9 protein-coding genes are annotated in these 12,610 nt (G+C 64.6%); 4 read left to right on the top strand and 5 right to left on the bottom strand.

The window, feature by feature from the left end; all coding sequences use genetic code 11:
* The first annotated feature begins 32 nt into the window (after positions 1 to 32).
* On the top strand, positions 33 to 2,744 hold the full coding sequence (gene pepN / locus C266_RS13370; RefSeq protein WP_010805877.1) for an aminopeptidase N: 2,712 nt from the start codon (positions 33 to 35) through the stop codon (positions 2,742 to 2,744).
* A 106-nt stretch (positions 2,745 to 2,850) separates the two neighbouring features.
* Here the strand turns inward: pepN and metE are convergent, their stop codons facing one another.
* Positions 2,851 to 5,163 carry a 5-methyltetrahydropteroyltriglutamate--homocysteine S-methyltransferase gene (gene metE, locus C266_RS13365; RefSeq protein WP_010805876.1) on the bottom strand — a complete coding sequence of 771 codons (2,313 nt, stop codon included), beginning with the start codon at positions 5,161 to 5,163 and terminating at the stop codon, positions 2,851 to 2,853.
* Between the two features lie 135 nt (positions 5,164 to 5,298).
* Between metE and C266_RS13360 the strand changes: the two genes are divergently transcribed.
* Positions 5,299 to 6,222: a LysR family transcriptional regulator gene (locus C266_RS13360; protein ID WP_010805875.1), complete on the top strand. Its 924-nt coding sequence runs from the start codon at positions 5,299 to 5,301 to the stop codon at positions 6,220 to 6,222.
* 56 nt (positions 6,223 to 6,278) lie between these two features.
* On the opposite strand, the gene C266_RS13355 is transcribed toward C266_RS13360, so the two are convergent.
* The 3 genes from C266_RS13355 to C266_RS13345 all read right to left on the bottom strand — a co-directional run bounded on the left by C266_RS13355 (position 6,279) and on the right by C266_RS13345 (position 10,676).
* Entirely contained in the window at positions 6,279 to 6,872 is a 594-nt protein-coding gene (locus C266_RS13355; protein WP_010805874.1) for a bifunctional 2-polyprenyl-6-hydroxyphenol methylase/3-demethylubiquinol 3-O-methyltransferase UbiG, read from the bottom strand.
* A gap of 57 nt (positions 6,873 to 6,929) precedes the next feature.
* A complete protein-coding gene (locus tag C266_RS13350; protein ID WP_010805873.1) occupies positions 6,930 to 8,348 on the bottom strand; it encodes an MFS transporter in 1,419 nt (472 codons plus the stop codon).
* Between the two features lie 363 nt (positions 8,349 to 8,711).
* Positions 8,712 to 10,676: an aconitase family protein gene (locus tag C266_RS13345; protein WP_010805872.1), complete on the bottom strand. Its 1,965-nt coding sequence runs from the start codon at positions 10,674 to 10,676 to the stop codon at positions 8,712 to 8,714.
* 425 nt (positions 10,677 to 11,101) lie between these two features.
* On the opposite strand from C266_RS13345, the gene C266_RS13340 reads away from it, so the two are divergent.
* Positions 11,102 to 11,365, top strand: a complete 264-nt coding sequence (locus C266_RS13340) for a hypothetical protein (protein WP_010805871.1) — start codon at positions 11,102 to 11,104, stop codon at positions 11,363 to 11,365.
* A 2-nt stretch (positions 11,366 to 11,367) separates the two neighbouring features.
* Positions 11,368 to 11,565, top strand: coding sequence for a hypothetical protein (locus tag C266_RS13335; RefSeq protein WP_036662935.1), 198 nt, complete (start codon positions 11,368 to 11,370; stop codon positions 11,563 to 11,565).
* A gap of 104 nt (positions 11,566 to 11,669) precedes the next feature.
* Here the strand turns inward: C266_RS13335 and C266_RS13330 are convergent, their stop codons facing one another.
* Positions 11,670 to 12,575 (bottom strand): LysR substrate-binding domain-containing protein, encoded by a 906-nt coding sequence (locus C266_RS13330; RefSeq protein WP_036662930.1) that lies wholly within the window; start codon positions 12,573 to 12,575, stop codon positions 11,670 to 11,672.
* Positions 12,576 to 12,610 lie beyond the last annotated feature (35 nt).

The raw sequence follows: 12,610 nt of genomic DNA, 5'->3' as shown, positions 1-12,610 counted from the left end.
AGAGATTCTTGGCCGTCCGCAAAATACCGTCCATGCTCAGAACCGACCTCGCAGGTGTCATCCAACGCTCCGACTATACGCCTCCGGCGTATCTGATCGACACCGTCCAACTCGACTTCGACCTCGCCCCCGATGTCACCACGGTCACCAGCCGGTTGCGTGTACGCCGCAACCCGGCCGGCCCCGGCGGCGACCTCGAACTGGTGGGTCAGGGTCTGCAACTGGTGAGCCTCGAACTCGACGGCAAACCCTGGGCCGGCTACCGCACGGGCGAGGAATCGCTCACCGTCGAAGCCCCGCCCGACGCCTTCGAACTCACGCTCGTCACCCGCTGTCGTCCGCAGGAGAACACGTCGCTCATGGGGCTATACGTCTCGGGTGGCAACTTCTTCACGCAGTGCGAAGCCGAGGGGTTTCGCAAGATCACCTACTTCCTCGACCGTCCGGACGTGATGGCCACATACACCGTTACGCTGCGCGCCGACCGCGAAGCGTATCCGGTGCTGCTGGCCAACGGCAACCTGATCGACAAGGGCAACCTGCCCGATGGCCGTCACTTCGCCATCTGGGACGACCCGTTCAAGAAGCCCAGCTATCTGTTCGCGCTGGTCGCCGGCCGTCTGGTGTGCCGTGAGGAACGCCTCGTTGCCGGCGACGGCCGCGAGAAACTCCTTCAGGTCTGGGTACAGCCCCAGGATCTGGACAAGACCGAACACGCCATGCACTCGCTCGTCAACTCGATCCGCTGGGACGAGGAGCGCTTCGGACGCGTGCTCGATCTCGACCGTTTCATGATCGTGGCCGTGAGCGACTTCAACATGGGCGCCATGGAGAACAAGGGCCTGAACATCTTCAACACGAAGTATGTGCTGGCCGACGCCGCCACTGCCACCGACGACGACTTCGGCAACATCGAAGCCGTAGTGGGCCACGAGTACTTCCACAACTGGACGGGCAATCGCGTGACCTGCCGCGACTGGTTCCAGTTGAGTCTGAAGGAAGGCCTGACCGTGTTCCGCGATCAGGAATTCTCTGCCGACATGATGGGCTCCGAGTCGGGCCGTGCGGTCAAACGCATCGACGACGTGCGCGTGCTGCGTCAGGCGCAGTTCCCCGAAGACGCCGGCCCGATGGCGCATCCGGTGCGCCCCGAGAGCTACGTCGAAATCAACAACTTCTACACGGTCACCGTCTACGAGAAAGGCGCCGAAGTCGTGCGCATGTATCAGACGCTGCTTGGGCGCGAGGGCTTCCGCCGCGGCATGGACCTGTACTTCGAGCGCCACGACGGTCAGGCAGTGACGTGCGACGACTTCCGTGCCGCCATGGCCGATGCCAATCGTCGCGACCTGACGCAGTTCGGCCGCTGGTACAGCCAGGCCGGCACGCCGCGCGTGACGGTCGACGCCGCCTACGACGAAGCCGCACGCACCTACACCCTGACGCTCACGCAGCGCTGCCCGAAGGTCGGCGTCGAGTTGCAGGACAACCAACTCGTCAAACAACCGTTCCATATCCCGTTCGCCGTCGGCCTGCTCGATCGCGACGGCCGCGATCTGGCGCTGCATCTGGCGGGGGAAGCCAGCGATGCGCCCGGCGCCACCACGCGGGTACTCGACTTCACGCAAGAACGTCAGCGCTTCACGTTCGTGGACGTGCCGCACAACCCGATGCCGTCGCTGTTGCGCGGTTTCTCGGCACCGGTAATCGTCGAGCACGAGTACACCATCGACGAACTCGCCTTCCTGATGGCGCACGACAGCGACCCGTTCAACCGCTGGGAAGCCGGTCAGCGTCTGGCCACGCGCCAGTTGCTCGCGCTCGTCGAGTCCATTCAGATGGGCCAGTTGCCGAGCGTGGACAGCTACGTGCTCGAAGCCTTCCGGCAAGTGCTGCGTGACGAAACGCTCGACCCGGCATTCCGCGCGCAAGCGCTCACGTTGCCGGCCGAATCGTATCTCGGCGAGCAGATGGCGGAAATCGATCCGGCGGCCATCCACGCCGCGCGTCAGTATCTGCGCCAGCGTCTGGCAGCCGCGTTGCATACCGAGTGGCTTGCGGCGTATCACAATCATCGCGTGCCGGGTGCGTACCGCCCGGACGCCGCCTCCGCAGGCGAGCGCGCGCTGAAAAACCTTGCGCTGTCGTATCTCATGGAACTGTCGGACGCCGGCGCGGCGCAAACCGCCCGCACGCAGTACGACGCGGCCGACAACATGACGGATCGTTTCGCCGCGCTCACCGCGCTCGTGCAACGCGGCGGCGCCGCCCGCGAGGGCGACACGGCGCACGGGCAGAACCACGCGGCCGAAGCGCTTGAGGACTTCTATCAACGCTTCGAGCACGAGCCGCTGGCCATCGACAAGTGGTTCGCGCTGCAAGCCATGCAACGCGGCGACGGCAGCCATTGCGTGATCGACGCCGTGCGTGCGCTCATGCGTCATCCCGCCTTCACGCTGAAGAACCCGAACCGCGCGCGCTCGCTGATTTTCAGCTTCTGTGGCGGCAACCCTGCGCAGTTCCACGCAACCGATGGCTCCGGCTACCGGTTCTGGGCCGAACAGGTGCTCGCGCTCGACGCGCTCAACCCGCAGGTCGCCGCGCGTCTGGCTCGCGTGCTCGATCGCTGGCGCAAGTACACGCCGTCCTTGCGTGAGCACATGCACAGCGCTTTGCAGAGCGTGGCGGAACACAAGGCGCTGTCGAAGGACGTTCGCGAGATCGTCGAAAAAGCACTCGCCTGAGCGATCTTTCGCCGACCCGCGAAAACAAAACGCCGCCGATGCACAAAAGCATCGGCGGCGTTTTTCCGTGGGCGCCTATGTACGCCGACGCACCCGCATGCGGATGTCAGGCAGCCCGCGCCTGCACTCGCACGTGAGTGCCCGCGAGACGCTCACGCACGGCATTGGCGGCAGCGACCATGTTGGTCAACGCGCCGTCGACCTGCGCCCAGTCGCGCGTCTTCAACCCGCAGTCCGGGTTGACCCACAAACGCTCGGCCGGAATGCGCGCGAGCGCGGCCTCGATCAGATGTTCCATCTCTGCCTGCGACGGCACGCGCGGCGAATGAATGTCGTACACCCCCGGGCCGATCTCGTTCGGATACTCGAAGGCTTCGAAGGCGCCCAGCAATTCCATGTCGGAGCGCGTGGTCTCGATCGAGATCACGTCGGCGTCGAGTGCGGCAATCGACGGCAGAATGTCGTGGAACGCCGAATAGCACATATGCGTGTGGATCTGCGTATCGTCTGCCACCCCCGATGAGCACACACGGAACGCGTGCACCGCCCAATCGAGATACGACGGCCAATCGCCCTCGCGCAACGGCAGCCCCTCACGCAGCGCAGGTTCGTCGATCTGAATCACCCGCACGCCCGCCTTCTCCAGCGCCGCCACTTCCTCGCGCAACGCCAGCGCAATCTGCAACGCCGTGCGTTCGCGCGGCTGATCGTCGCGCACGAACGACCATTGCAGCATCGTCACCGGGCCGGTCAGCATGCCCTTGACCGGCTTGTCGGTCAGTTGCTGCGCGTAGGCGCTCCATGTGACGGTCATCGGCTCGGGCAGATACACGTCGCCATAAATCACGGGCGGCTTCACGCAACGCGAGCCGTAGCTCTGCACCCAGCCATGCTCGGTAATCATGAAGCCCCAGAGCAGATCGCCGAAGTACTCGACCATATCATTGCGCTCGGCCTCGCCATGCACCAGCACGTCGAGCCCATAGGCTTCCTGCTTTTCGATAGCCAGACGTATCTGTGCACGCATCGTCTCCAGATAGTCCAGATGCGACATGGTGCGGCGCTTGAAGTCGGCGCGTGCCGTGCGAATGGCCGCCGTCTGGGGGAACGATCCGATGGTCGTGGTCGGCAGCGCAGGCAGCTTGAGCCACGCACGCTGGGCGCTGGCACGCGCCGGATACTCGGACGCACGGCGTGCGTCGGCTTCGGTGAGCGCCGCCAGACGCTTCTGCACTACGCGGTTATGAATGCGCGGCGACGCACGGCGCGCGGCTTGTGCAGCGCCATCGGCAGCGAAGGCGGCCTGCACGTCGGCCGTGGCGAACGCGGCGGCGTCGAGCGAACGGCGAAGCAGCGCCACCTCGCCCAGCTTTTGCACGGCAAACGCGAGCCAGGTGCGCACTTCCTTGTCCGGCCGCGCCTCACTTGCGAGATCGACCGGGCAATGCATCAGCGAGCAGCTCGACGCCACCCACAGCCGGTCGCCAAGCGTCTGCGCCAGCGGCATGAGCAACGCGCGGGCGCGCGTCAGGTCGCAGCGCCAGACGTTGCGCCCATCGACTACGCCGGCAGACAGCACCTTGTCCTGCGGCCATTGCGCCGCGAACGCGTCGAGTTGCTGCGGCGCACGCACACCGTCGACATGCACCCCGGCCACGGGCAACGCCGCCAACAGGGCCGCGTGCTCGCTGACGTCGCCAAAGTACGTGGCCAGCAGCACCGACGGTGCAACGGGCGCGAGACGCCGGTAGACAGGCGTGAAGGCGTCGCGCCACCGCTCGGGCAGGTCGAGCGCGAGAATCGGTTCGTCGATCTGCACCCACGTCACGCCCTGCGCCCTCAGCCGCGCCAGCACGCGCTCATATTGGGCGAGCAGTTCGGGCAGCAACGAGAGACGGTCGGCGAGCCCCCCCTTCTCCTTGCCGAGATACAGCAGCGAGAGCGGCCCGAGCAACACCGGCTTGACCTTCACGCCCTCTGCCAGCGCTTGCGCAACGTCTTCGAACAACCATTGCGTGCCCGTGCCGAAGCGCGTCTGCGGCGAGTATTCCGGCACGAGATAGTGGTAGTTCGTGTCGAACCACTTCGTCATTTCCATCGCGCCTTGCTGCGCATTGCCACGCGCGGCGGCAAAGTAGTCCGCGAGCGTGAGTGCAGCGGGCGCCGCGCAGAAGCGTTCCGGCAGCGCCCCCACAAGTGCCAGCGTGGAAAGCACTTGATCGTACCAATGGAAGTCACCGACGGTGATCCAGTCGAGCCCTGCCTCGCGCTGAGCGAGGCGGTTGGCCGCACGAATGCGCTGGCCAGTGTCCTGTAATGCCTGCTCGCTCATTTCACCGCGCCAGAAGGCCTCGACGGCGAATTTGAGTTCACGTTGCGCGCCAATGCGCGGCAATCCGAGTACGTGGGCCTGAGCCATGAGCGTTGTCCTTTCGGGAGCTTGCGTAACTGCAAAGTCGGTGTCTGCGGACAATGTCCGCCCAGGCTGGCAGTATCCCGGCCGCACGTGTATTATTCAAACGAAAGTTTTTGCTAATTATTATTAATTTTATTCATGCAACGCACGCCTATCGAACTCCGCCATCTGCAAACGTTGCTCGCGCTGCGCGACACCGGCAGCGTTTCGCGCGCGGCGTTGTGGCTGCATTTGACGCAGTCCGCTCTGTCGCATCAGATCAAGGCGCTGGAAGATTTCTATGGCCTGCCGTTGTTCGTGCGCAAGTCGTCGCCGCTGGTCTTCACTCCTGCGGGCAAGCGTTTGCTCGCGTTAGCCGAGGAAGTCGTGCCGGCGGTCGACGAAGCCGGCCGCGACCTCACACGGCTCGCGCAAGGCACGCAGGGCACGCTGCGCATCGCGGTGGAATGTCACACGTGCTTCGACTGGCTGATGCCGGCGATGGACGCCTTTCGCATCCGTTGGCCGGAAGTCGAACTCGATATCGTGTCGGGCTTTCACGCCGACCCCATCGGGCTATTGCATCAGGACCGTGCCGATCTGGCGATCATTTCCGAACATGAGGAAGGCGAAGCGGTCGACTTCCATCCGCTGTTCCGCTTCCAGATGATGGCGCTCATGGCCAACGATCATCCGCTCGCCGGCAAGCCTTATCTCGACGCCGAGGACTTCCGTGACGAAACGCTCATCACCTATCCCGTGCCCGACGACATGCTCGATATCGTGCGTCAGGTGCTGCGCCCCGCCGGGATCGAACCGACGCGCCGCACCACCGAGTTGACGGTGGCGATTCTGCAACTGGTCGCCAGCCGCCGCGGGCTGGCTGCCCTGCCGCTGTGGGCCGTCACGGGGTATCTCGAGCGACGCTATGTGAGCGCGCGCCCGATCACGCCGCAGGGGCTCACCGCCGAACTCTGGGCGGCGACGTTGCCGGCGATCACGGCGCGTCCCTATATCGGCGAATTCGTCTCGCTCATGCGCGAGACGAGCCTGCTCACGCTACCGGAAATCGAATTGCTCTGAGACCCGGCTGCCCCGGCTGACCCGGGGCATTGGGCGGTCAACGGCCACGCCCGGTGTCAGGCCGGGCGGCGCACGATCAGGCGGCACACTCGCTTACCGGAACTGGCGCTGGTCACGTCCTCCTCGTGCAGGACAACGCCATCGTGAAGCGCAGCGCGCACCACATCGGGCGAGAAAGCGCTGTAGAGGCGCCCGTCCTTATGGCGAAGATCGTCACCCTCGGTGACACGCCACGAGACGTAAAGCACGCCCCCCGGACGCACGAGCGTCCAGAGCCGGTCGGCCGCCTGCGGCACTTCGTCTGCGGGCAGATGCATCAGCACGGTCTCGCAAACCACGTTATCGAACTGCGCCGTCACGCCTTCCAGTGCCGGGAGGCGGCCGACGTGAAACGTCACCCACGGGAACGATTGACGCGCCAGTTCGACAAGTGCGGGCGAACTGTCGTAGCCGATCACATCGAAACCTTGCTGCGCGAGCCAGGCGGCATCGCGTCCGTTGCCGCAGCCCACATCGATCGTGCGCCCGCCGGTGACGAAATGGCGCATCAGCAGTGCGTACATGTCGTCCGGCGGCGGCTGGTTGCGCCAGTCCTCGTTGTAGCGAACGGCGTTGGCCTCGTAGGCCGCTTCGGTTTGCAGATCCGTCATGATCAGAGTCTCCGGAAGAACGCGGGGAATGACCGCGCCGGCGCGCGGCCCTATGCCTTACTGCGAGATCTTCTCCAGCGCGATGTCACGCGTGCGCGGGCCCATCAGGCCAATGGCGAGCATGACGACCAGCATGGCGCACGAGATGAATGCGAACACGCCGGTCACCCCGAAATTGCGCAGCACCGACGCGATCAGGAACGCCGTGAAGATCGCCGAGAAACGACTCCACGAATAGACGAAACCGACGGCGCGTGCCCGAATGCCGGTGGGGAACAGCTCTGTCTGATACGCGTGATAGCTGTACGACATGATGTTGTTCGCAAGGGTGAGGCCAATGCCCATGGCGACGAGCAGGAACGACGACGTGACCTGCGAGAACACCAGCCCGCACACGATACCGACACCGGCCGTCCACACGATAGCGTGCTTGCGCTCAACCTTGTCGGCCATCCACAGACCGATGAGCGGGCCGACGGGCGCCGCGAGCGCGATCACACTGGAGTAGGCGAGGCTCGTGGTCACGGTAACGCCCTGCTTGATGAGCAGCGTCGGCACCCAGTTGGCGAAGCCATAGAAGCCGACCGTCTGGAAGACGTTGAACAGAATCATCATGATCGCGCGCTTGCGATATGGCGGCACCCACATCTCGCGAAACGCACGCTTCGGCACCAACGGCTCCGGCTCACCCGGCGGCGGCAGCGGTTTGCCGTATTCGCGCGCAACCTTCGCCTCCAGTTCGCGCAGCACACGATCCGCCTCGTCGAGACGCCCCTTCTGGGCGAGCCAGCGCGGACTCTCAGGGAGTGCACGGCGAATCCACCAGACGAACACTGCGCCATGCGCGCCAATGAGCACCACCCAGCGCCAGCCCTCCAGACCGAGGAATTCGCGCGGCACAAGCCAGTAGGCAAGCAATGCGACGACCGGCACGGCGGTGAAACCGACCGCCTGCTCACACGCGAACGCCCGGCCGCGAATCTGTTTGGGCACGAGTTCGGCGATATAGGTGCCGATCGTCACCAGCTCCACGCCGATGCCGAGCCCCACCACGAAGCGCCAGAAGTTCACGCCCGTGGCCGTCTCCTGAAACGCCATGATGACGTTCGCCACCGTGTACCAGAGCAACGAGCCGGTGAACACGGCACGGCGGCCGAACCGGTCGGCAAGAAAGCCGCAAGCGATGGTGCCGACGAACAGCCCGGCGAACAACGCTGCAATGAAGCTCGCCACACCGGTCGTGCCGAACAGGCCCGGCGTCGTTGGCGTCAGAATGCCGCTCTTCACCAGCCCCGGTGCGATATATCCCGTGTAGAGCAGATCGTAGAGTTCGAAGAAGAAGCCGAGACTAAGGAGTACGACCAGTTTCCAGACAGTGCGGGTTGGCGGCAATCGGTCGAGACGGGCGGAAATGTCGCCGGCGCTCAGGCGGGTTGCCGTAGCGCGGGCCTGGGTGGCCTGACTTGGGGAAGGCATGGAAGGCATTGAAACGTCGGGGGATGGCATGGAAATCGTCTCCGGGCCGGTTCGGTCATGGCCGAACTGGTCATTTGCCGACGTCTCTCAAACCACCTGCCAGCATTTGCCATGCATTTGCCAGCGGTGGCGGGATACGCCGGGTACACCATGAATCGACAGGCTCGGGGCCGAAATTGTGCCACGAATGGCGCCGCACCTGCCACCTTTGCCACGCACTACGAGAAATTGCGATATTCATCAATGACGGCACGGCGCCACTGCGAAACGTGTGCACCACAGCATGACGCGCCGCACAGCTTGCGCCTGCCGGCATCTCCATTTCCCGCGAACATTGCCCGCCAACCCCGGCGAGTCCGCGAATTACCGCCCCCCGGCCGCGACAGACGCGCGTAACTCGTCAAAGCCGGCGATGCGCCCCGCCAGTGCGCTCGCGGCCACTGTGTACGGACTCGCGAGCCACACGCTGCCCGGCCCGGAACGTCCGGGGAAATTGCGGTTGATCGCACTGATCGTGACCTGTTCGGCTGACGTCGACTGGCCCGGCCCGCAGTTCGCGCACGCGCCGCAGCCCGGCATGACGAGTGTCGCGCCCGCCGCTTCGAACGTCTCGAGATAACCCTTCTCTTCGCAATAGGCACGCACATCCATCGTGCCGAACTGCAAGAACAGCGAGCGGCCCTGCGCGACGCGCAGGCCGTGCGCAACGCCCCAGGCAAGCACGTCGTGATAGGCGTCGAAGTCATCGCGTTTGCCCGCGGTGCATGAGCCGCCATAGGCGATATCGATGGCGACGGGACACGCCAGGTCCGCAAGCGCCACGCCGTTGCCAGGGTCGCCGGGGCGCGCCAGCATCGGTGTGAGCAAGCCCGCATCGATGCGGATCACGTCGCGATAATGCGCCCCCCCGTCGCTCGTCATCCAGGGTTCGACGACGAAGTCGACACCGCGGCGCGTCTTCAGGAACGCCACGGTTTTCTCGTCCGGCGCCACGATGCCGGTGAAGCCACCGAGTTCGGCGACCATGTTGGTGAGCGTTGCGCGTTCGTCGACCGACATCGCCCGCACCGCGCTGCCCGCATATTCGAAGACGAGACCGATGGCGTCGCCCCGGCGAATCGTGTCGAGCCGCAGCAGGTGGAGCACGACGTCCTTGGCCGTCACGCCGGGGGCGAGCGCCCCCTCGATCTCGATGCGCAGCGTCTGCGGCACCTTGCAGCGGACATAGCCGGTCACCCAACTGTTTGCGATGTCGGTCGCGCCTGCGCCGAACGCCAGGCAACCGAGTGCGCCCGCGTGCGGCGTGTGCGAGTCGGTGCCGATCACGATTTGCCCTGGCAACGCGTAACGTTCGGCCATCAGCGCGTGGCAGATGCCGTCCGCACCCTCGTCGTCCGTCGCCAGTTCGCCGTGGGCGAGCACAGGATAACGCGACACGAAATCGCGATGTCCGGTCGTCAGATGAGCCACACCGGGCAGCAGCCCCTGCAAGACGTGCGGGTGGCTCTGCGCGGCGAGCACCAGATGATCCTGAAACGCGATGATGCGCGCCGGGTCGTACAGCGCCGCCGGTTCGCCAAACGCGCGATGCATCAGATGCGCGCACATGCCCGTGAAGTAATCGTGCGAGAAGCGCCAGTCGACGCGCACGAACACGCCATCGCCGTGCTCGACGCCGGGCGTCGCCGGATGCAGGCGCCGCGCCATGATCTTCTCGACCAGCGTGCGCGGCGGCGTGCCGGTGGCATTCGACACGCCGGCTTGCGCCACGGGCACCGGCCAATCGGCGAACTTGCTGAACGCGAGCAGACCGCCGCTGCGGATGATTTGCTGCGTGAGGGCGTCGCGTCCCTTGAGGAATTCCGTGATCGGGATGGCTTCCCCGGCTTGAATGCGCCCGAGCACGCCGAAGTCGGTGGTCGTCAGAATGCCGATGTTGTCGCAGTTCTGCTGATAGATGCGCTCGAAGCTCTCGGCGACGATCAGGCGGATGCCGGCAGAGAGTTCCGCGAGCGGGCTCGACTCGCGCGACGACCCTTTGCCGTAGCGCTTGCCTGCCACCGTGATCTGAAAACCGCCACGCCGCACGTCGTGCTCGCCGATAGGCGTTTCGTTTCCCGCTTTGAAACCGACGTAGGGATAGCGCCCGAGCCGCTCGTCGTAGGTGAGCATGACGGTGACGGGCGTGATTTCGTCAGTCGAAACGTTATCGCGCAACGCGCCGGCCTCGGCGCGGGTGACGGGCTCGCCTGCCAACTGACGGCGCACGATGGCCGGGTCTTCGGACAGGAACAACATGCGGCCGTCGAAGCGAATGGTGTCTTCCATGCGAGGGAACCTCCTCGCGAAAAGCATAGCCGTGGACACCCCGCCCCGTCGTGCCGTCTGAGCAAGGTCGCCGTGACAGATTGCGATGTCTGCGGCGACCTGATCCACGCCCGCCTGTTGTGCGCCCCGATCTAACGCACCCAACGTACTTTGGGAAAATTCCGAAATATCAGTGTTACAAATCGCGCGGATGCGTATGCCACCGGGAGACGGCCATACGCTCCGCAACAGGGCACGTTGGGACAACTAAATTGCAAGGACGTCACTGGTGAGGGCAATTGCATACCGATGACGTACGTGCGACATGCGGACCACCCACCGACCACGGGGGTCACAGGTTCGTATTGCGTGCGTGGTTGCTTCCATCTTGGCGCGTACGCGGCCCGCTAGCAGCGATTGCGCGTCATTTTCAGAGGAGAAGTGCCATGGCGTTCAACAATGTAGGACCGCTGACCTTCCTAAACCCCAACCAGTCTGCCTACTGGTGGTATGTCCGCAGCGGCGGTGAAGACTTCGGCACGCAATTTGCAAGCGCCGATGTCAAAACGCCGAATTCCGGGGGTGTTCATCGCGCCGACAATCAGCGCAAGGAGAAGGACAACAACGGCCATACGACGTACTACGTCACTATCACGAATCTTGGGCCGGGCGGTGCCTGGCATAACTTGCAAGGTGGGGGGGTGGTATGAAAATGATCGTCATCGTCAACAAGCAAGGTGAGCTTGTCGCCGCGCAGCAAAGTGACGGCGGCATACGCGGGCAAATGGCCGGGATCGCTGCCGGCCCCGATCAGCAGGCACACATCGTCGACGTACCGGATGACGTGATCAAACTGGCCGATCCCGAGGCGTTCGCTGCACGCATCAGATCGCTCGTGCCACGCGTTTGAAGCGGTGCCGCTAACGGCAACGCCTTGCCGCTCCTCGAGTATCGGGCAGCTTTTTCGGGGAGCGGCAGGTCGCAGGTAGGCGAACCGGGCATTTCATCGCCGGATCATTCCTTCTGCGCGAGGAAATTCACGACGGCCGACGCCGTGGCGCTCAATTGCTCACGTGACGGGAACACGAGCCAGAGCTGGCGATGCGCCCATTCGTCCGTCAGCGGGCGCACAACCACGTCCAGCTTGCCCACATATAACTGGCCGACTTGCTCGGGCGCGATGGCAATGCCGAGGCCCGCGTGCGCCATGCGGCACAACGCGTCGAGACTGGACACGCGAATCTTGATCCGCAGCGACGCCCCCACCGCACTCGCCTGCTGGCGCAGCAACTGCGTAAGCGCGCTGTTCCCCTGAAGGCCCACCAGCGTCTCGCCGGCACATGCCGAGAACGGAATCTCGCCCGTGCGCGCCGCCAGCGGATGACCGACGGGCAGAATTACGGCGAGCCGGTCGCGCCGGTACGGCACCATTGTGAAGGCCTCGATCCCCTCGACGGCGTTACAGATCCCCACATCCACCGCTCGCTCGCTCACGCGCTGCAGCACTTCGTTGCTGTGCTGTTCGTCGAGTTCAACGTCCACGGCGGAAAACACGCGGCCAAAGGCGGCGAGATCCTCCGGCAGGAACTGGACAATGGCCGACAGGTTCGCCGCGATGCGCACGCTGCCGCGCGCGCCTTCGTGGAACTGAGACAGCTCTGCGCCCAACGATTCGATGGTGCCGAGAATGCGCTCGGCATAGCGACGCACCGTCTCGCCGACCGGCGTAACGGTAATACCGCGCTGATGACGCTGAATGAGGGGGAGTCCGACGATCGCCTCGATGTCGGCAATGCGCCGGCTGATGGCCGAGGGCGCGATGAATTCACGCTCGGCGGCACGCGCCATGCTCCGCTCCTGGCACACGGCCACGAAAAGGCGCAAAGACGTGAGATCTAGCTTGCGGAGAAGGTTTTCCATACCCGTACGGCAATACACCGGAAATGCCGGAAACG

It is taken from the genome of Pandoraea sp. SD6-2 (assembly GCF_000389825.1).
Classification (GTDB): Bacteria; Pseudomonadota; Gammaproteobacteria; order Burkholderiales; family Burkholderiaceae; genus Pandoraea; species Pandoraea communis.
Note: the sequence above shows the minus strand (reverse complement) of the source record. Positions and strands in the feature narration are given on the sequence as shown.